Origin of the sequence: Leptolyngbya sp. Cla-17, from assembly GCF_016807185.1 — a bacterium.
In the GTDB taxonomy this organism is placed as follows: Bacteria; Cyanobacteriota; Cyanobacteriia; order Leptolyngbyales; family Leptolyngbyaceae; genus ULC077BIN1.
Genome location: NZ_JAEVYN010000002.1, coordinates 1,331,005 through 1,350,436, shown reverse-complemented (window position 1 = coordinate 1,350,436; position 19,432 = coordinate 1,331,005). Strand labels below are relative to the sequence as shown.

Annotated in this window: 16 protein-coding genes and 1 pseudogene; 9 read left to right on the top strand and 8 right to left on the bottom strand. The window is 47.5% G+C overall.

Going from position 1 to position 19,432, the window contains the following annotated elements:
- Nucleotides 1-10: 10 nt before the first annotated feature.
- The 3 genes from coaD to JOY44_RS17370 all read left to right on the top strand — a co-directional run bounded on the left by coaD (nucleotide 11) and on the right by JOY44_RS17370 (nucleotide 1,805).
- Nucleotides 11-577, top strand: coding sequence for a pantetheine-phosphate adenylyltransferase (gene coaD, locus JOY44_RS17380; protein ID WP_171574869.1), 567 nt, complete (start codon nucleotides 11-13; stop codon nucleotides 575-577).
- On the top strand, nucleotides 472-1,170 hold the full coding sequence (locus tag JOY44_RS17375) for a hypothetical protein (RefSeq protein ID WP_171574868.1): 699 nt from the start codon (nucleotides 472-474) through the stop codon (nucleotides 1,168-1,170). The genes coaD and JOY44_RS17375 overlap by 106 nt, the downstream gene beginning before the upstream one ends.
- Nucleotides 1,171-1,283: 113 nt before the next feature.
- The gene (locus tag JOY44_RS17370; protein WP_171576081.1) at nucleotides 1,284-1,805 is read left to right on the top strand and encodes a DUF1499 domain-containing protein; all 522 of its coding nucleotides are present in this window, start codon (nucleotides 1,284-1,286) and stop codon (nucleotides 1,803-1,805) included.
- Nucleotides 1,806-1,841: 36 nt separating this feature from the next.
- On the opposite strand, the gene JOY44_RS17365 is transcribed toward JOY44_RS17370, so the two are convergent.
- The gene (locus tag JOY44_RS17365) at nucleotides 1,842-2,735 is read right to left on the bottom strand and encodes a LysR family transcriptional regulator (protein WP_197985528.1); all 894 of its coding nucleotides are present in this window, start codon (nucleotides 2,733-2,735) and stop codon (nucleotides 1,842-1,844) included.
- A 215-nt stretch (nucleotides 2,736-2,950) separates the two neighbouring features.
- Here JOY44_RS17365 and JOY44_RS17360 point away from each other — a divergent pair, with 215 nt between their 5' ends.
- Nucleotides 2,951-3,442, top strand: coding sequence for a cupin domain-containing protein (locus tag JOY44_RS17360; protein WP_171574867.1), 492 nt, complete (start codon nucleotides 2,951-2,953; stop codon nucleotides 3,440-3,442).
- 257 nt (nucleotides 3,443-3,699) lie between these two features.
- Nucleotides 3,700-6,318 (top strand): ATP-dependent DNA helicase RecG, encoded by a 2,619-nt coding sequence (gene recG, locus JOY44_RS17355; RefSeq protein ID WP_171574866.1) that lies wholly within the window; start codon nucleotides 3,700-3,702, stop codon nucleotides 6,316-6,318.
- A 208-nt stretch (nucleotides 6,319-6,526) separates the two neighbouring features.
- Here the strand turns inward: recG and JOY44_RS31495 are convergent.
- Nucleotides 6,527-6,817 (bottom strand): annotated as a pseudogene (locus JOY44_RS31495) (DUF3124 domain-containing protein); the annotation flags it as partial.
- A gap of 5 nt (nucleotides 6,818-6,822) precedes the next feature.
- The gene (locus tag JOY44_RS31490) at nucleotides 6,823-7,131 is read right to left on the bottom strand and encodes a DUF3124 domain-containing protein (RefSeq protein ID WP_242541799.1); all 309 of its coding nucleotides are present in this window, start codon (nucleotides 7,129-7,131) and stop codon (nucleotides 6,823-6,825) included.
- A 296-nt stretch (nucleotides 7,132-7,427) separates the two neighbouring features.
- On the opposite strand from JOY44_RS31490, the gene JOY44_RS17345 reads away from it, so the two are divergent.
- On the top strand, nucleotides 7,428-7,796 hold the full coding sequence (locus tag JOY44_RS17345; protein WP_171574865.1) for a hypothetical protein: 369 nt from the start codon (nucleotides 7,428-7,430) through the stop codon (nucleotides 7,794-7,796).
- A gap of 9 nt (nucleotides 7,797-7,805) precedes the next feature.
- On the opposite strand, the gene JOY44_RS17340 is transcribed toward JOY44_RS17345, so the two are convergent.
- Nucleotides 7,806-8,264, bottom strand: coding sequence for a peroxiredoxin (locus JOY44_RS17340; RefSeq protein ID WP_171574864.1), 459 nt, complete (start codon nucleotides 8,262-8,264; stop codon nucleotides 7,806-7,808).
- Between the two features lie 465 nt (nucleotides 8,265-8,729).
- Between JOY44_RS17340 and JOY44_RS17335 the strand changes: the two genes are divergently transcribed.
- Complete coding sequence (locus JOY44_RS17335) at nucleotides 8,730-9,776, top strand: tetratricopeptide repeat protein (RefSeq protein ID WP_203032044.1); 1,047 nt, start codon at nucleotides 8,730-8,732, stop codon at nucleotides 9,774-9,776.
- A gap of 20 nt (nucleotides 9,777-9,796) precedes the next feature.
- On the opposite strand, the gene JOY44_RS17330 is transcribed toward JOY44_RS17335, so the two are convergent.
- The gene (locus JOY44_RS17330) at nucleotides 9,797-10,732 is read right to left on the bottom strand and encodes a histone deacetylase (protein ID WP_197985526.1); all 936 of its coding nucleotides are present in this window, start codon (nucleotides 10,730-10,732) and stop codon (nucleotides 9,797-9,799) included.
- Complete coding sequence (locus JOY44_RS17325) at nucleotides 10,717-11,217, bottom strand: MEKHLA domain-containing protein (RefSeq protein ID WP_171574862.1); 501 nt, start codon at nucleotides 11,215-11,217, stop codon at nucleotides 10,717-10,719. The genes JOY44_RS17330 and JOY44_RS17325 overlap by 16 nt, the downstream gene beginning before the upstream one ends.
- Before the next feature lie 80 nt (nucleotides 11,218-11,297).
- Between JOY44_RS17325 and JOY44_RS17320 the strand changes: the two genes are divergently transcribed.
- A complete protein-coding gene (locus tag JOY44_RS17320; RefSeq protein ID WP_415881113.1) occupies nucleotides 11,298-12,185 on the top strand; it encodes an alpha/beta fold hydrolase in 888 nt (295 codons plus the stop codon).
- Between the two features lie 49 nt (nucleotides 12,186-12,234).
- Here JOY44_RS17320 and JOY44_RS17315 read toward each other — a convergent pair whose 3' ends face one another.
- Together JOY44_RS17315 and JOY44_RS17310 are read right to left on the bottom strand one after the other, a co-directional pair.
- The gene (locus JOY44_RS17315; protein WP_171574861.1) at nucleotides 12,235-15,690 is read right to left on the bottom strand and encodes a GAF domain-containing protein; all 3,456 of its coding nucleotides are present in this window, start codon (nucleotides 15,688-15,690) and stop codon (nucleotides 12,235-12,237) included.
- Between the two features lie 46 nt (nucleotides 15,691-15,736).
- Nucleotides 15,737-17,719: an AAA-like domain-containing protein gene (locus tag JOY44_RS17310; protein WP_171574860.1), complete on the bottom strand. Its 1,983-nt coding sequence runs from the start codon at nucleotides 17,717-17,719 to the stop codon at nucleotides 15,737-15,739.
- A gap of 525 nt (nucleotides 17,720-18,244) precedes the next feature.
- On the opposite strand from JOY44_RS17310, the gene JOY44_RS17305 reads away from it, so the two are divergent.
- Nucleotides 18,245-19,264, top strand: coding sequence for an Npun_R2479 family HD domain-containing metalloprotein (locus tag JOY44_RS17305; protein ID WP_197985524.1), 1,020 nt, complete (start codon nucleotides 18,245-18,247; stop codon nucleotides 19,262-19,264).
- Nucleotides 19,265-19,432 lie beyond the last annotated feature (168 nt).

Here is a 19,432-nt window from a genome sequence, read left to right as displayed (position 1 = left end):
GTTCCCGTTGGTGTTTGCAATTTACCCTGGCAGTTTCGACCCAATCACCCTTGGGCATTTGGACGTAATTGAACGGGGTTCTCGCCTGTTTGAACGGGTTATTGTAGCCGTACTACGCAACCCAAACAAAACACCGCTGTTTACAGTCGCGGAGCGCATGGATCAAATTCGGCGTTCAACTGGTCATCTCACTAATGTTGAAGTGGACAGTTTCGATGGACTGACGGTGACTTACGCGAAAATGCGCCAGGCAAACGTTCTGCTGCGAGGTCTGCGAGTGTTATCTGACTTTGAGATGGAGTTACAGATGGCACATACAAACAAGACGCTTTCAGAGGAAGTTGAAACTGTTTTTTTGGCAACCTCTAACGAACATAGCTTTCTCAGCAGCAGTTTGGTGAAAGAAATTGCTAAGCTTGGCGGTCGAATAGACCATCTTGTCCCTCAACCTGTCGCCCCAGATATTTATAAATGCTACGCCAAGATTCTTCCAATATCGGTTCCGAAGCAGGATTCAACACCAGTGGTGGAACACCCCAGAACGGAGTTTCTTCCAGGGATGGACAAACCGGGGTAGACATTCAGCGTGAGTTGAATCGTCTAGAAGAAATGATTCTGGATAGTCCGCGATTTTTTGGGCGAACTTTTTTGGATGAAGAACGCATTATCGAGCAGCTCGACCAAATTCGTTTGAGCTTGCCTGATGCTTTCCATGAGGCGGATAGCATTGTGCGTCATAAAGAAGAAATCTTTTTGCAATCAGAGCAGTATGCTCAGGAAATAATTGATACTGCCGATCGCCGATCAGCTCAACTAATGAATGAGTCAACCATCGTGCGACAGTCGGAGATGCAAGCACAGCAGATCCGTCAGCGGGTGCAGCAAGAGTGCGAGTCAATTCGGGAGCAGACGATCGCCGAAATTGATCGGATGCGCCATCAGGCACAGCAAGAACTGGAAGAAATGCAGCGGATGGCGATCGCGGAATGTGAGGCAATTCAAGCGGGAGCTGATGACTACGCCGATCGCACTCTGCACGACATGGAATCTCAGCTCGGCGAAATGCTGCGAATTGTCCGCAATGGTCGTCAGCAGCTACAGCCGGAAGCACCTGTTCGGGCTAATTTTGGACAAGGTGGAATGCGCCCTACCCATGGTCGTGGAAAGTAAGGGTTCCCTTGTATTGGGTCGTTTTGTGTTGCAAACTGTAAAGAAACGCGATCGCAACTCACATGTGTATATCTAACCCATTCTTCGGAAAACTGCGTCCTTTCTGGCGCGCCATGACCAGTTCTATTTTGTTTGCATCCGTGTTGATTTTTCTGTTGAGCTGGTTTGGGTTTGTTAATCCAGCAGTGGCCTATCCGGCTTCACATTCTGAGGTGATTGCAATGTCTGGCAGGTTGTTTTCATTTTCTGGTAGTCGCCCAGCCAATTTGGGAGTAGTGGATGGAAAGCTGGCTGCATGTCCTGCTTCTCCAAATTGTGTGAGTAGCCAGGGTCAAGATGCTGAGCATCAGATTGAGCCGCTGCGATATGAAGGCACCCCCACAGAGGCGATCGCGCAACTCAAAAAAACCATTGAATCTTTACCCCGAACCCAAATCATTCAGACTACTGATCGCTACCTTTACGCCGAGTTCACTAGCGCATTGATGGGTTTTGTGGATGATGTGGAATTTTACGTCAATCTCTCTCAGCCAACAATCGAGGTGAGATCGGCATCGCGGCTTGGTGAATCCGATTTAGGCGTGAATCGCCAGCGAATCGAGGCAATTCGCAGTGCGCTTGATGGATTAGCCTAATGGATTAGCCTAAAAGATCGGCACAAATTGACTCCATCAACCCTTGGATGCAAACGTGCCCCTGCCTTGTAGTAAGTCCAGAAAGGTGAATACTGCTGGAGAATGCAACCCATTAGCAAAGATCGCCGCACCAATAATGCGTTCAAGAGGAACCGGCAACGAGCGTACCTGAATGCCTTTGGGAATCGGCAGTGCCGCCAGTCGTGGCAAAACAGCGGCTCCTAACCCTTGGGACACCATGCTGACAATCGTGGAATCTTCCTTAATTTCATGGGCCACTTTGAAAGACTGCTGCCATTGAATCCAATGGTTACGTACCGCAGAGGTGCATTCAGCATAGTTATAGAGAATGAAGGAATATTGGGCGAGATCTTGCCAGGTCAACTGCTGAGGGATCGGGCTAGCAGACGGTGGCAACATCACCACAAATTCATCACGAGCAATTTCCCACGTTTCCAGTTCGTCAGATAATCGGGGCAGGGGCACCAAGCCAATATCCACTCGTCCTTCGCGTAATGCCAATTCTATGCTCGTTGGGTCATCTTCCGTCAATGTGACTTTGATGTTGGGAAAGCGATGATAAAACTGAGCGATCAGCGGCGGCAATAGATGGGTAGCGGCACTGCGAAATGAGGCGATGCGAATCCGTCCACCGCTGAGATTTCTCTCCAAATCAATTTCATGGTCAATGCGATCGCGAAGCTGCAAAATTTGGTGAGCATGAACCAAAATCCGCTCACCAACGGGAGTAGGGCGTGCCCCAAAGCGTCCTCGTGACAGCAGAGATACGCCCAGCTCTTCTTCAAGTGCCGCGATCGCTCGACTGACCGCCGACTGAGAAACCTCTAGTTGAAGAGCAGCCTCAGAAAAACTGTGATGCTCCGCTACGGCTGCCAAAATTTGCAACTGAAAAATAGTTATCGACTGCATCTATTCGTTTTCTGCATAGATATAACTCGCGAAAGGCTTTGTTTATGTCTAATTACTCACGCTAGGCTAAACCTACAACTGTTAAGTTATTTGAATCTAACAGGAAGGGGCGGAGAACCAACGTGAGTAAGATAAGTTCCACTATCTGCATGGTTTTGTCTGTTTAGCCCAAACGATTCACAACTTGCACTTATATAGAATTGAGACTTAGCGACATGTTTGAGTTGATACCTTACCAAAAATTCCGCGATACGCCCAAAGTTCGTTTTTTTGACATTACTATCTCCAACTCCAATGCCCGTGACCTAGTATTTCATGACGGTCCAGCAGTGAGTCCAAACAATTCCGCAGAGGGTAGCTGGCAATTTTATCTACACCCCAGACAAGAAGATAATTTGTTGGCATTATCTGGCGGACGCACCTTTTATCTGGTTAATTTTGACTGGGAATATCCATTCCATATTGTACGGTTAGAGTCGGGCGGCGACATTTTACGCATTCCTCCCGGCACATTTCACCGCTCTGTTTCCGACTCTGATGGCTCTTTAGTATTAAACCAGGCACTTCGCAAAGTCGAAGCAAAAGTCGAAAACGAGTTTCGAGTTTATAACAGTGCAGAAATTCCTCGATTGCTATGGGTCATTTCTAAAGCTGCTCCACCGCCAAAAATGCATGGATTCGAGCGGGCCGAGCTAAGAGCGGCTTAGCAAAATTTGGATCACATCCATTAGTGGACAATCCGATGATATGTGGCAGCGGGGGAAACGACTTCCGTTCAGAAATGTAGGCTCAATATTGAAGGGGATTCTACACATCTCTCTCGTAACTTCGTAATCTCTCGATGTCAATAAAGCTTCTTATTTTCGAGATGCCCCTTCTGTAGTGATTTATTAGGGATTATGTAGGATAGATTACGTTAACCTTTGTTGACAAGCCATCTTGTCACGGCATAAACGCCTTTTGCATGACTCAAGATAACAAAGGCGTGTCTTCTCGATTCGCCATTTCCCAAGCTCCACCCGACTGGCTACGTTTGCAAAAAGCGTTGTCAGTCGAAGCAGATCGCGGCTTTAACGATTTGCAAGGCAAAGAACACCGCTTCAGCGAATTTCTCAGCTTTTCCCTGAATCAGCCACCCGAACCGCTTTCTTCGGATGATCAACGTCGCTGGCAATCACTTGGGAGCCAGTTCACCACCTATTCTGAGATGAGCTTTGCCCAGCGCCAGCACCTTGTAGCAGACACGCGACGTTTTTTGCATCAGGCAAGGCAAACTTGGGAGCTGGCCAGCCAGAATGTTGGGGAAGCAGAGAGCAGAAGAGCAGAGAACCAAGGCAGCGGTAGAGACGCTACGCAAACAAAACTCAAAACATTCTCTACGGGAACGCCACGCGCTAGCAAAGCCAGTCCAAAGGACTTACAAAGCTCTTCATCTAGAACTCCGAACTCCAAACTTCAAACTCCTCCTCCCTCCTCCCCTCTGACCCTAGATCAACCGCTGACTTATCTATCTGGTGTAGGTCCTAAAAATGCCGAGAAGCTAGCAAAACTAGGACTTTTGACCGTGCGGGATTTGCTCTACTATTACCCGCGCGACCATCTTGACTACGCCCGACAGGTGAATATCCGCGAGTTAAAGGAGGGAGAGACGGTAACGTTGGTCGTATTTGTGAAGCTCTGCACTTGTTTTAGCAGTCCTCGCAACCCAAAGCTGACAATCTTAAACTTAGTCGTGCGAGATAACACTGGGCAACTAAAGCTGAGCCGATTTTATGCGGGTAGTCGCTACAACAGTCGCGGCTGGCAGGAGCAACAAAAGCGCCAGTATCCACCCGGAGCCGCGATCGCGGTTTCAGGCTTAGTCAAGCGGGGTAAGGAAGGTATGACGATCGAAGACCCAGAAATTGAGGTGTTGGATCACTCTGGCGGTGAGATTGACTCGCTGAAAGTGGGGCGATTGGTGCCCGTCTATCCGCTGACCGAAGGAGTTGGTGCCGATTTAGTAAGGCGGACGGTTGTCGCAGCTCTCCCGGCAACCCTGCAACTTCAAGAGGCATTGCCCGATTCTTTGCGATTGCAGTACGAATTAGTGGGCATCCATGAAGCGATCGCCCATATCCACTTTCCCCCCGACCATGCCGCTCTCGAAGCTGCTCGTCATCGGCTGGTATTCGACGAATTCTTTTATCTGCAACTGGGCTTGCTTAAACGCCGCAAAACTCAGCAAAAGATCCAGGCCAGCGCCAGCATTGCGCCGACTGGAAAATTAATTGACGAGTTCTACACCCTGCTTCCGTTCAAATTTACCAACGCCCAAGATCGCGTCGTCAACGATATTTTGAACGATCTGCAAAAAACGACCGCCATGAATCGCCTGATTCAGGGGGATGTAGGATCGGGCAAAACGGTGGTAGCAGTGGTTGCCATGTTAGCAGCGATTCAATCGGGGTATCAAGCAGCGATGATGGCCCCTACAGAAGTGCTTTCTGAGCAGCACTATCGTAAGTTGGTTGGTTGGTTCAACCTGCTACATCTGCCTGTAGAACTGCTGACCGGTTCAACCAAAGCTGCAAAACGCCGAGAAATTCATTCTCAGTTACAAACTGGCGAACTATCAGTGTTGGTGGGCACCCATGCCTTGATTCAAGACTCAGTGACTTTTCAACGACTGGGATTGGTGGTGATTGATGAGCAGCATCGGTTTGGGGTGCAGCAACGGGCACGACTCCAACAAAAAGGAGAGCATCCGCATACGTTGACCATGACTGCTACGCCCATTCCTCGCACGTTGGCTCTTACGCTGCATGGCGATTTGGATGTTAGCCAAATTGATGAGCTGCCGCCAGGACGAAAACCAATTCAAACGACTGCGCTTGCAGGAAAGGAGCGGATGCAGGCCTATGATCTGATGCGACGAGAAATTGCCCAAGGACGGCAGGTGTATGTAGTGCTGCCGCTAGTAGAAGAATCAGAAAAGCTGGATTTGAAGTCGGCGATCGCAGAACACCAGGAACTGCAAGAGGCGGTTTTTCCCGAATTTCAAGTGGGCTTGCTACATGGACGCATGAGTTCTGCTGAGAAAGAAGATGCAATTAACCGCTTTCGCAAAAACGAAACTCAAATCCTTGTTTCCACGACGGTGGTTGAGGTGGGTGTAGATGTGCCCAATGCCTCCGTTATGCTCATTGAACATGCAGAACGGTTTGGGCTATCCCAACTGCACCAGTTGAGAGGTCGGGTGGGTCGGGGTGTCGATCAAGCGTTTTGCTTGCTGATGAGTAGCTCCCGCAGTGAAACGGCTCGTCAACGCCTCAAGGTATTGGAGCAGTCTCAGGATGGCTTTTTCATTTCAGAAATGGATATGCGTTTTCGGGGTCCAGGTCAGGTGTTAGGCACGCGCCAATCGGGATTGCCAGATTTTGCGCTCGCAAGTTTGATAGAAGATCAAGCGGTGCTGGAACTAGCGCGAGAAGCTGCCGAAAAAGTGATTGCCAAAGATGAAACTCTTAGCCGTTGGACGCTGATGCAACAAGAATTGGACTATCGCTACCAACGCTTAATGGGTGGCGCAATTTTGACTTAGGCTAGATTCTAGGTTGCAAGCGCTAGAAAGGATTTTAGACCAGTGAGACAGGCGATCTCTCCGGCTTGATAAATGCGAAAAAATTTGGTGGGGATATTGATAGTTTACATGCTCTAGTTTTATAACTTTGCGTTTTCCAAAATCAGCGAATAAGGTACTGACCTTACAAATAGCAAAGATAGTTTTATGCAAAAAATGTGTGATTGATTTAAGAGGAGACGTTTGCTTCAATCGGCTTTAATACTTTGCCAGGACTCACAAAAGATAAACCTCGCCCTGACTCAGTGCTAACCATCACAGCTTCCACAATTGGCTCAAATACTGAATGTTCGCTCTTCCATTCCACTAAAAAATTTGCACCTAATCCACCGCTTACCTCATTTCTAGGAAGAAAGTAATCCGCAGAGGCCATCAAGGAAAGTTCTGAAGGACTCTCTAACAGGTTTTTAATTAGCTTTCCACTTGTGTCATAGTACTCAACTTTTGTGATGATAATCGGATGCTTTAATCCGTGTTGCGAATACTCAAAGTAGTTGCTAAGTTGATGACTTGAGTTTGCGTATCGTAATGATAAATGTAGGAATAGACGGGTACATAAATAGTTTGACCTGTCAGGATTTTTTTGGATTCTAAAGTAACTGGTTTAAGAGTTGATTTTCCCATCTGAGGCACTGCTGGCTGGTCTGTTTGAGCACTCAACGTTGTGCAAGCAGCTAGACTGAACATCAAAATCAATATTAAGCTCAACTTAATCCACTGGTTTAATTGCTTTATTACAGTTTTTTGCAACACTTTATTTTCCTGATGAAACAAACACTTCCATCGAAATATCGGCTGATTATAGGATTCCTACTAGCGATCGCGGTCTTTAAAATCTATTGGTCATAGATTTCCTTAACTCCTATCCTTCGCCAGGCTATGGAAACATGCCTAACCAACACTGCAAATACACGGCTTAAATCTGCTGCATACCGACTCTGTAAAAAACATAAAACATCACACAACTGTTACACAATCCAGTATCAAAGCTTAAGCAAACTGTCTTTGCCTTCTTGCTAGAGTTACACTAAGGAAATTCTTCATATAAATGCTTGCGCATTTACTTGTTCATGGCTCTATCTTCTCTTCCCTCAGATGATCGCGCTCCTGTACAACTGGGTAAGGACGATAAAACGATGCATCGCCAATTGAAGGAGGCTCTGAGCAAGGGCTTTTATGAAGCGTGTAGTGGAGTGATTCAAGCGTTGCTATTAGCTTGTGAGTGGCACCTCACCACTGAGGCACATGCATTAACGCTTGTGATTGCTTGCCCTGATATGACTATTCACTGGCGAGTGTTAAGCAATCTAGCCGCGATCGGGCACGCTTTAGAACGGTTCACACCAAATGCGAAGATCTGCATTTGTCCTCCGGTCGGCACAGGTATTCCATTTGAGTTACGGGTAGACGAGATTTCGCTATATCGTGATTTGTTTTAGCGATTTAGCCTACCCGCCTTGGAGCGCCTTTAAAGATTCTTCTACATGACCCTTGAAGTTAAGCTGAGAGTTAAAGATTTTTCTGACCATCCCTTGTGGATCAACAACATAGGTAACACGACCAGGAAGTATCCCTAAAGTGGAAGGAACGCCAAACAGCTTGCGAACCTTGTTACCTGTATCACTGAGCAAAATAAAGGGAAGCTGGTGTTTCTCGGCAAATTTACTGTGAGATTCAGGTGAATCTGCGCTAATACCAATCACTTCTGCTCCAGCATCTTGAAACACTGTATAACTATCGCGAAAAGCGCAAGATTCTGTTGTGCAACCGGGTGTATCGTCTTTTGGATAAAAATAAAGCACGATCGCTTTTTTGCCTAAAATCTCTTTCAATTCAATCATTTGCCCGGTTTGGGATGGCAAAGTGAAATTGGGAATGGTGTCACCCTCTCGAATTGGCGTACCCATACTGCGTTGACTCCTGACTAGATAACTGACAATGAATGACATTTAGATAGTACAGCGATCGCTCTGATTGCGCTTAGTTCTAAGATTAGAAACGATGCAAGCAAAACCGCGATCTCGAAGCATAAATCCAAATTTGAAAGATCTTCGTATTCTCCCTTAAAAGCAGTCAATATAATGACTGCCAGTGAGTAGAAAGTTTATGGAGGATTATTCTGACCTAGACATCGCTCCAAAGGTCTACTCAAGCACTTTACTGTGTCAATCTATCCATATTTAAAGAAAGTGTGAGGAAACTGTGTGTTTCACACTAGCTTGATGAAGGGTAGGTAGAATTTAGTAAGCAGCAGTAAGTTAATTCACGCTGTTTACTTCATGTATGGTAATCCCACTAGTGAGGATACTCAGTACCTCAGGACAAGGATAATGCTTGATACAGGTCAAATAGCACTCAATAGAGAAGCTCTGATGTTATTTTGTCAGGGACTCGCCGCCGCTGCCGCTTTGAACTACGAGCAGGCAGTAGCTTATTATGACCAAGTGCTGAACCAGCAAGCAGACTGTTATGAAGTCTGGTACGAACGCGGACTAGCCTTAGAAGGTCGTGGTGATTACATTGAAGCGATCAGCAGCTATGATCGCGCTTTAAGCTTAAGACCTAAAGATTCATCTGCCTGTGAAATTTGGCATGAGCGTGGCAATGCCTTTCACTATGGCTTAGGTGATTATACTCAAGCCCTTTCTTGTTATGACCAGGCGTTAAAACTCGTTCCCGACCACGAGCAAGTTTGGCATAATCGCGGTAGTTTACTTTTTTATGGCATGAGCCTACCCGAAGAGGCGATCGCCTGTTATGACCGCACCTTGGCAATTAATCCAGACTATGAACTGTGCTGGCGAAATCGCGGTAATGCACTAGCAGAACTGCGTTGCTATGATGCGGCGATCGCTAGCTATGATCGCGCTTTGGCATTGAAACCAGGTGATCCAGTCTGCTGGGAAGCTCGGAATTTAGCAGTTGGCAAATCGGGTCGCCCCTATCATCAGCCCACTACCAGTCCCATTTTCACTATGGGCTATGGTGACCAAACTTTTGTCGAGGGCGATACTGATTCAAATGTTGTTTTTGCTTCTGCTCATGGAGGTAATGGCGAAACTCCCCGTACTCTGTCAAGGCACCCACTGCTGGTGATTGAAGACGATTGGGGTCGGCGAGAAATTTTGCTAGAACGCGATCGCTATTCAGTCGGGCGTGATCTTAAAAGCGATATTTGTTTGCATTCTCGATTTGTTTCTCGCCAACACGCAGTTTTGGAACGTCTCAATCCTGATAATGAAACGGTGGCTTACCAAATTACCGATGGCGATTTCAGCGGTACGCCTAGCACCAATGGTCTAATAATCAATGGAAGAAAGTGTCGCTCAACTGAGTTGCAGTCTGAGGATGTGATTGTATTTGGTCCTAAGGTACAAGCAGTTTTTAAGATGGTTCCTGCTGGCTTAAAGAATTTTTAATAGGTTACGTTCGCCGTTTCCTAAAGCTGATGGTAGCGATACATTTCACTCGCAGCACGATGCAGTAAAGAATGACGGTAAACCAACGCTGCCATATCTTCTGCATATCCGCCCCCAATCACACAGGCAACGGGATAACCTTGAGACAAGCAGGTGCCCAACACTTGCATATCGCGGCGAAACAATCCGGTATCGGTAAGGGCAAGTTTGCCTAGGCGATCGCCCTCATGGGGATCAACTCCAGCATCATAGAACACCAGATCGGGCTTTATTTGAGATAAGAGATTGGGCAAATGGGCTGCTAAAGTTTGCAAGTACTCGTCATCCTCCATGCCTTCAGATAGTGGGACATCGAGATCGCTTTGCTGTTTGGTGCCCGGAAAGTTAACACCACAGTGCATTGAAAAGGTAAACACACTGGTATCTTCCTGAAAAATGAACGCAGTGCCGTCGCCTTGATGCACATCCAGATCCACGATTAATGCGGTTTGAATCAGTCCTTGGTGTTGCAGATGGCGAATTGCGATCGCCATGTCGTTAAAAATACAAAATCCCGATCCATAGGCAGGAAAGGCGTGGTGCGTTCCACCGGCTGTATTGCACGCCAGCCCTTGTTTCAGCGCAAGCTGTGCAGTCAACACCGTTCCTCCCACTGCCACACAAGTCCGGTTCACCAAAGCAGAGCTCCAAGGCAAGCCAATCCGTCGCTGGGCTTTGGCATCCAAACTGCCTTCACAGTAAGCCTGCACATACTCTGGCGTGTGTACTTGTTCGATCCAAGCGGGGGGCGATCGCTCTGGCAGATGAAACTGTGAGTGAGTTGCCACTCCATCCGCTAGCAATTGCTCATAGAGCAACCGAAATTTGGACATAGGAAATCGATGTTCCGCTGGCAGTGGTGCCACATAATCAGGGTGATAGACAAGCGGCAAATCCATGATTAAAGAAAATTCCATTGATCAAAGGTTGCTGCCTGACCGCAACAGTCACCTTTTTCATCTATTACATTCCACAGGATGACATTGTGAATTGAAAACCGTTGTCCAGTGCTGCAAATTCTCACGCCCTGGTAATTGTTGATAAAGCCATTAGCGTTTGCTTGCTGCAACAGGCGATCGCGGTCTGCCCATTCCATCGGTTCAGCCGTAAGCCGGGAAGGGGTTTGGGTAAACTGATCCCATTCCATTTGCCATAATCGCAACGCCTGCCGGTTGCCGTAGTTGAAGATTGGATCTGCTTCCGTGCCATGGGATACCACCACAAAAGGAGCTTCGAACAACGCTTGGGCGTTATTGCAGCCTTCCTCAGATAGAACCGTGGCTTCGTTTCCATTGTTGATTACTTCATTTTCATCGTTGACTAACAGAGGCACTCCTGTCCAATGATGAAAACTGTGAAGCAACCTGTGGGTATGACGGATCACCTCTTCCTGCATTTTCATCGCTTTTGCTCCTACTCCAGTTCCCAGATTCTTATATCATGAAGATAAGTTAAGATTTCCATTACCACCCCCGATATATCGTGTTGACCCAAACTTCCATTAGTGATCGCCCCTTTGAAATTCAAACTTGGACTTGGAAAGGATACCAAATTCCTTATACCGTCATGGGCAGCGGACAGCCATTGCTGCTAGTGCATGGGTTTGGTGCATCGTTGGGGCACTGGCGTAAAAATATTCCGGTGTTAGCTGCCGCAGGCTATCGGGTGTATGCGATCGACCTGTTGGGGTTTGGCGGTTCCGATAAACCTGCGCTGGACTATTCTCTTGATTTGTGGCAAGAGCAACTCAAAGATTTCTGGACGGCACACATTCAACAACCCACCGTGTTTGTGGGCAATTCGATTGGCGGCTTGCTGTGCTTGATGCTGCTGGCAGACCATCCCGATCTAGCGGCAGGTGGGGTGTTGCTTAACTGCGCGGGTGGCCTCAACCACCGCCCCGATGAATTTAATTTGCCGATGCGACTGGTGATGGGCACTTTTACCAAAGTCATCAGTTCTAAATTGATCGGTCCGTTTATGTTCAACCGCATCCGCCAAAAATCTCGCTTACGTCGCACGTTGTACCAGGTTTATCGCGATCGCACTGCGGTTACCGATGATTTAATCGATCTACTCTATAATCCTTCCTGTGATCCCGGTGCCCAGCAGGTATTTGCATCGGTACTCACCGCCGCCGCAGGTCCGTCTCCCAAAGAGCTGTTGCCCAAGGTAAAAGTGCCGCTGCTCGTGCTGTGGGGCGAAGCCGATCCCTGGACTCCGATCACAGGAGCCGCCCTTTATCAAGAATTTGCCAAAACCCATCCTCTAACATTCATCCCCATTCCCAACACGGGGCATTGTCCCCACGACGAAAATCCTGATGCGGTGAATCCTTTAATTCTGGATTGGTTGGCTCATTTAAACTAGAACTAGCCTGTCAACGTTCCGTCCTGTCTCTTTTAGGCAGGGGAGTAAATCAATTGACTTCTAAATTAGCACGAAGATTTTGCTCTTGTTGCTTGACAGCGGCTAACAGTTCAGCATTTTGCAAAATTATTCCTACTTGATTATTGAAGAGTTGCATATATTGTTGGTCGGTTTCATCGAAGCTCATTTGAAAGTACTCTGGAATCTCTTTTTGATAGGCAAAATCAATTTCTGGTTCTGTTCCTGGCTGCTTTTTATTGAGCAATTGAGTGACTCCAATCAGTTCTCCATCAGGATTGAGAATAGGAACACAAAGTAAACTACAGGTGCGATAGCCGCAAAGCGCATCGATTCTTTTGTCGGTTGCTGAATCGAGGCGATCGTACACGTCAAAAGGGATGTTTAAAGTTTTACTGGTTTCGGCAACTTGCCCAACGTAGCCTTCTCCCACCCGCACCCGTACTTCTTGGCGATCGCCCTTTGCAAATGGCATGTGAGCATACAGTTCGTGAGTGGCGCGATCAAGGAGCCAGAGCGTGCTGCGATCAGCATTCATCAGTTCTCTGGCAGCCTGCATCACCCGTGTCAAAATTTCTTCCGGTGTCAAACTGCTTTGACTGACCGATCGCGTAGCTGCCATCAACGCGGCGGCAACTCGCTGCCCTCTAGCAGTGGTGTGATAGGAGCAAAAACTTTCCAAAATCATCCGAATCAGCGGCGTGTTGGCAGTGAATTGCTGCATATCTTCATGGGTAAAGCCCTGGGGATCAATGCGACTGACTAGAGCAGCGTTGGAGTCATGATCTGGCTTGAGCTTGTTCAGCAGTTGAATCACGCCAATCAACTTGCCGCGATCGCTCATCAGCGGCATTGCCAGCATGGTGTAGGTACGGTATCCATTGCGTCGATCTAGCTCTTTAGCAGTGGTAGATCGGGAATCGTCGTAAAAGTCGTAAGGAATCAAGATCGCCTGCTGCGAACGGGCGACCTCGCCCACAATGCCCTGATCGGCTGAGATCCGAATTTCCAGCGATCGCCCACCTGATGTTGCATCGCTGTGTTCGGACTCTGCCACAATTGACCACAGTTCATTGCGCTCATCATCCAGCAAGAAAATGGTGCTGCGATCGGCACCCAGGGATTTACCCAGTTTCAACGTAATCGATCGCAGTGTGGCATCCAAAATGTCATCAAAACCCTGATTGTCCATCACCTGATTCAGCATTGACAGGGTTTGCAGCACCACGCTTTGGGGATGGTTTTCTGCCTGATATTTCATCGCTGCAAACTGTTGAGCGTTATACAGTGCCACGCCTACCTGTGCGTTAAAAATTTGCATGTATCGCTGGCTGTTGCTGTCGAAACTTGCCTGGAAGCAATCTGGAGCCTGAGGCCAACCAGCCGGATCATAATCAGAAAATTCTCCTTGACGGCGTTTGTTCACCAGTTGAGTCACGCCCAACAGTGCCCCATCGGGACTCCAAACAGGCATACAGAGCAGGCTACAGGTGCGATATCCAGTTTTTTGGTCAGTCAACTTGGCAGTATGTGAATCGGGATTCTCATAAAGGTCGAAGGGAATATTGAGCGGTTCACCGATTTCAGCAACTTTTCCGGCAAACCCTTCGCCAATCTGAATTCGCAGTTCTTTGAAGGTGCCATCCTGAAACGGAATGCGGGTCCAAAGCTGATTGTTAATGCGATCGATCAGCCAGAGTGTGGTGCGATCGGCATTCATCAGTTTTTTTGCCGCTTCCATCACTCGCCCAATGATTTCATCTGAATCGAGGCTGCTTTGAGACACCGATCGCGTGGCTTCTGTGAGCGCTTCGGATGCTTGCAATCGCTGAGTCAGCCTGTAGCAGTCTTGACAGCGCGCCAAAATGCGGAGAATAGCGGGAGCATATTCTTCTAACTGATGTTGCTCGGATTGGGTGAAGCCGTGGGGGTTGACGCGAGCGCTCAACGGCATCAGGTCATTGGGCGTAGAGGTCAGACGGTGGGACGGCGCATATCGTTTCAGCTTATTGACCAACTGCACCACGGCAACCACTTTGTGATGGTCATTCATCAAGGGCAGCAACATTTCATTGTAGATATGGTAACCATCACTGGTTTCAGATTGTTCCCGCGACACCATTTTTCTGATGTTGGTGACCTGCGCTTCCATGCCCTGATTGGCAATGATTTGAATGTCAGGAAAATCCGCTCCTTCGTGCCGAGCGATGATTGACCAGATATCATTTTTTTCTTCGTCAATGAAGAAAATCGTGGTGCGATCGGCACCCAACAAATCGCCCATCCGCAGCGTAATAGATCCTAAAATTTCATAGAGAATATCGGCAAAATCTTTCCCTTCCATAACGCTGAGCATGGAGAGCAGCTTTTGTTCTTGACTGGATACCACCTGCATAAAGTCTGCCTGCAAGTCAGTCAGCGCCTTAATCACCCAACTGTAGTTAAAAACGGTGCTATAAAGTTGGTTGCTAATGCGGATTTTTCCAGCTTGCTTTACCACCAATCCAGAAAGGCGTAACTCCATTTGTTCAGGAGTATTCACCTCTTCCACTTCACCTTGCTTTAAAAGCTGTTGATAGACATCAACTACGCCCCGGCTCCGTTGCCCAATGCGCAATAGGCGATCGCGGATGGCTTTCAAATGGGGTGGCTCATCGGTAGCTTCCCAGTTATCAATCAAGTGCGATCGCACAAATTGATCAACCCATGAGCCTTCTTTTCCAGTAGTAATTGTTTGGTCAGAGGTATGGATCAATTTACACAATTTTTGAGTTAAAAAAGGTTGTCCACCCGTCCACTCTAAAATTGCTTCCAGAACTGCCCAGGGACGATTTGCTTTATGTATCAGTCCATCCACTAAAGGTTGAGATTCTGAAAGCTTAAAGCCATTCAGTTCAATGGCGCGACCAATGTTGAAGGGAGTTCTATTTTTATCCTGAATTAAGTCAGAAGGAGTGGCAACGCCGAGTAATGCAAAGGTCAATCGATTGTATTCATTGCAGGCGCGGATGAAGGCAAAAAAGTCTTCAGTACGAAATCCTAAACTTAAGATACTGTCGATTTCATCAATGAAAATGACTACTTTTTCGGAAACTGCTGCCAACAGTTCTTGTTCTAAAAATTCGCTTAATCGCTGCACGGGCGGCAAATATTCGCGATCGCGGAGCCAGCTTCGCAGTTCTACAGGCAGATTGAAACTAGTGACCAATCGCCGCATCAAGCCGGCATACCATTGATCGGGTGTAATCTCTTGGCTACCAATTTTGTTCAAGTCGATCGCCACACCCACAATGCCTTCCGCTTGCAAGTAATGCAACGCCCGCACCCGCAGACTCGTTTTGCCCATCTGCCGCGAATTCAACACGTAGCAAAACTCCCCTGCTTTTAAGCCTTCATACAAATCGCGATCGGCTTGCCGCACGACGTAACTGGGCGCATCTAAGGAGAGGTGTCCGCCGACTTTATAGGTGAAGGGTGAAGGGTGCATGGGAAATGAGGGAATAACTATTAGGCAAAACTCGAAATTTTTTCGTCTATTCTCTTTCTAATCGTTCGCTGAAATAGCGCCGATAGAGGTCAAAGCGCGGGGTGACTTCGTTCCCTTGGAGATGAACTAAGCCCATACTGTGCAGTTTAAAGGCGAGGATGGAATCGAGTTCTGTGGGTTCCGGGTTGGTGACGACACGGTTGAAGGCGTTGGCGAGTTCGGGATGCTGTTTGAGGTTCCATAGGTGGCGGCGCAGGTGATCGCCATAAATGCCCGCTTCGGTAGGGGCGGCATGGATCAGGTCGCTGAGGGTGAGTGAATGTTGGGCAAGGTGGTAGAGCGCAAGGCGAACGAGATAGGGATGTCCTCCCGCGATCGCCATCAGTTGCTCAACGTCGATCGGTTGCCAGTCTAATCCATGGCGCTGCACCAGATCTGCCACTTGGGTCGGGTTAAATTCTGATAGCTCAATCGGCAAGCCAACGTTAAAGGGTGACTGATTGACATCCAGGGGAATGTAGACTTCGGTGGAATGCACCACCACTAGACGCAACTTTTCCCACAAACCGCTATCGTTGCCGCCATAGCCCGCTTCTTCATACCAGGCACGCAGCAAGCCAAAAAAATCATCGGCAATTTTAGGATACTGAAAGATGCGATCGACTTCATCCAACCCCAGCACTAACGGACTTTCAATTTTAGATAGGAGGCAATCTTCAAAGTACAATGTGCAGTTGTCTTTGCTGCCATACATATCTGTCCAATATTGGTCAATTTGATGAGGCAGGCGGAGTTTACGGGCGACTTTGCCACAAAACCATTGCAGCAATGCGCTCAAACTGGAAAAAATACCCACATCCGCATGTTGAAAACTGAGGGGAACTGTTTGAAAGCCTTTCGCTCTTGCCTGATACAAAATTCGCGACATCAGCGAGGTTTTGCCCATTTGGCGCGGCGCTTTGATCCGAATTAGAGTTCCAGGCTGCAAGATTTCTCGGTAGCACTGGGCTTCGTGGGGCGATCGCTCAATATACAAAGCAGAATCGAGGCGCACCTGTCCCTGGGGAAGTTCAGGATCTGCGGTGGGGGAAGGAGTAAGCAGAAGGGGTGAGGGGCGAGGAGAAAGAGGGTTTTGTGAGTCCTTCGGACTGGCTTCGCCAACGGGTAGCGTTTCCGTAGGAAATAGGTTGAATTGTGAGTTTTGTGGTGATGGGTCTTTGGCTTCTATAGCGGAATGGTCTTGAAAATGGACGGGTTGAGGCTGGGCGCGATCGCCAAGTGTCCAGGACTCGGTGCCGTTGACGTACCGGACAATCGCTTGCGCGAGATCAGCCGTATCAACCGGGCTATGCCATTCTCGTTGGGGGCTATCTTCTAGGTAGGATTGCACATCGTGATTCAGCAGCGAGTGGGGCTGCCAGTTGATCCGAATGGACAGCACAAGAGGTTTGCTATTCTTGCGACTGCCTTGGAGGTATTTGGCGCGTTCTAGTTCCTCTATCACCATTTCGCTGACGGCTGCTTGGGGTGACAGCAGAAGCAAAAAGTAATCACATTGCTGTAGTTGACTATCAATTTGCTTCAGCCAATCTTGATTTTTAGAGGGGGTGGCAGACAGATTGGTATCCGTCATGAAGGGTTCATGTCCAGCGGCAGCGATCGCATCAAAGAACTTTCTCGCCAAGCTCACATCTGGCTCTTGATGTCGATGGCTAATAAAAACTTTTTGAATTAAATGAACAGGCTGCACTGAAGTCGCCGTTGGTGACGGCTGGCGTTGTAATGCACGTTCTAAGGCACCACGCAATTGCTTTTTAGTGACTTTTTCACCACAAGCATCCGAAATTTTCCGCCATAATTTATAGCCGACATATTTCTCAACATATTCTGGATTAATTGGATAAATTTCTTCGTAGGTTTGCCCATTCCAGGAACCAATAAAGACTTCACGCTCTAAATCAGTTAGATATTTTCCAGTGTGAACATAGAGCAGGCGATCGACGATTTCCAAAGCTTCTTTAATATTCATTTTTAGCAACCACTATGGTCACTTTTGCAAGGTAATTGTAATGAAGTAGATAGCACAAATTTGAAAGGGAATAAGCCTAGATATTTGCTTTCACCCCACTTGATTTTAGTTGGAATACTATTTGATACCTTGATCGAGATCACACCGAGGAAATAATTTTCTGGCTGGTTTTAATTCAGAACTATGAGGGACTAAGCGTCTTGCTCAAGCAAAAACAGACGGGTATGTCTCCGGATCAATGCTGAATAAAAGATTAAAAAGTCCTTTAGTAACTTCTAAAGATATTTTCATTCTGAGGTTTTTATGAGCTTTTATGAGGTTCTATTGAATTAATTTAGCAGTAGGTTTTTATGAGTTTTTGCAATCACGCAGATAGTTGATCAAGATCACTTGAAAACTGAGCTTTCTTGGTTCTCATTCTGTTGAAAATTCGTGAAGCTGTTCATATCAGACATCTACTTTCAAAGTTTTATACGCAGTCATTCTTCATCTTGAGTTAGCTAAATTTTTTAGAGGAACGTCACAATGTTTACCCCCACATTTAATCCTACTGAAACCATGATCCGTTGTGCGATCTCAGACTTGCAAACGAGCTACCGTCAAGTCTATGGCTCGTTTAAACCAAAGTATGCCGATCTGATTGCTCAAGCTGCGATGATGACCCTAACTGCGATCGCCCATACCGATGCCCTGTATCACGATGTGGAACACACCATTCTGGTCACCATGGTCGGGCAAGAAATGTTACGCGGCAAGTACCTGCTCGAAGGTGCGGTGACTCCCCAAGAGTGGACTCATTTTATAATTGCTTTGCTTTGTCATGATGTGGGCTACCTCAAAGGCATTTGCCGCAATGACCAGCCCGATCAGCACCGCTATGCAACGGGTGTTGGCAATGAGCAGGTGCCGATCTCACCGGGTGCAACCGATGCCAGTCTTGCGCTTTACCACGTCGATCGCAGCCAGCAATTTGTGGCAGAAACCTTTGGCAATTACCATCTGATTCAAGTGGAAACGATTCAGCGCATGATCGAGCAAACTCGCTTTCCGATTCCTGACAGTACTGACTATCAAGACACAAACAACTATCCCGGTTTGGCACGGGCAGCCGATTTGATTGGGCAATTGGCAGATCCGCACTATCTAGAAAAACTACCTGCGCTCTTTCATGAATTTGCCGAAGTTGGAACCAACAAAACCATGGGTTATCAAACGCCAGATGATCTCCGAACCAGTTTTCCTGACTTTTTCCGCACAGTAGTCTATCCTCTGATTCAACCTGCATTGCACTACTTGCAAGCCACCCAGCAAGGGCGGCAGATTGTGCAGGAGTTGTTTAATAATGTGGCGATCGCTGAACAACCACACAGCGCGCAAGCGAACTGCTTATCTACCTCAAATCCAGTTTTTTGCCAGCAGCGCTATCATTTCTATTTGCAGGACGATGCTGAAACGCTAATCGGTTCTTCACACCCGTCTGCTTCAATCAACGAGCCGCCCCTATCCTATTTTTGTCTGAACAGCGGGATGCCTATTCAAGGATGAGAGCATCGCCTTTGTCAGCTTTGTCGGCAGCTTAAGCTATGGTTTTAGGAAGAGATTTCTGTTTAAGATGTTGCAGCCAAGGATGATTTAACTGCCTGATTCAGACGCTGACTTAAGACGCTGACTTAAATAGATCATCCATCTGGTCAGCACTCAATCTATGTCACT

Bases quoted from the DNA above. Each gene is read 5' to 3' on its own strand.
- recG (WP_171574866.1), top strand. From the start codon at position 3,700: ATGACTCAAGATAACAAAGGCGTGTCTTCTCGATTCGCCATTTCCCAA.
- JOY44_RS17335 (WP_203032044.1), top strand. From the start codon at position 8,730: ATGTTATTTTGTCAGGGACTCGCCGCCGCTGCCGCTTTGAACTACGAG.
- JOY44_RS17370 (WP_171576081.1), top strand. From the start codon at position 1,284: ATGACCAGTTCTATTTTGTTTGCATCCGTGTTGATTTTTCTGTTGAGC.
- JOY44_RS17340 (WP_171574864.1), bottom strand. From the start codon at position 8,264: ATGGGTACGCCAATTCGAGAGGGTGACACCATTCCCAATTTCACTTTG.
- JOY44_RS17375 (WP_171574868.1), top strand. From the start codon at position 472: ATGCTACGCCAAGATTCTTCCAATATCGGTTCCGAAGCAGGATTCAAC.
- JOY44_RS17325 (WP_171574862.1), bottom strand. From the start codon at position 11,217: ATGAAAATGCAGGAAGAGGTGATCCGTCATACCCACAGGTTGCTTCAC.
- JOY44_RS17310 (WP_171574860.1), bottom strand. From the start codon at position 17,719: ATGAATATTAAAGAAGCTTTGGAAATCGTCGATCGCCTGCTCTATGTT.
- JOY44_RS17305 (WP_197985524.1), top strand. From the start codon at position 18,245: ATGTTTACCCCCACATTTAATCCTACTGAAACCATGATCCGTTGTGCG.
- JOY44_RS17315 (WP_171574861.1), bottom strand. From the start codon at position 15,690: ATGCACCCTTCACCCTTCACCTATAAAGTCGGCGGACACCTCTCCTTA.
- JOY44_RS17360 (WP_171574867.1), top strand. From the start codon at position 2,951: ATGTTTGAGTTGATACCTTACCAAAAATTCCGCGATACGCCCAAAGTT.
- JOY44_RS17365 (WP_197985528.1), bottom strand. From the start codon at position 2,735: ATGCAGTCGATAACTATTTTTCAGTTGCAAATTTTGGCAGCCGTAGCG.
- JOY44_RS17330 (WP_197985526.1), bottom strand. From the start codon at position 10,732: ATGGAATTTTCTTTAATCATGGATTTGCCGCTTGTCTATCACCCTGAT.
- JOY44_RS17345 (WP_171574865.1), top strand. From the start codon at position 7,428: ATGGCTCTATCTTCTCTTCCCTCAGATGATCGCGCTCCTGTACAACTG.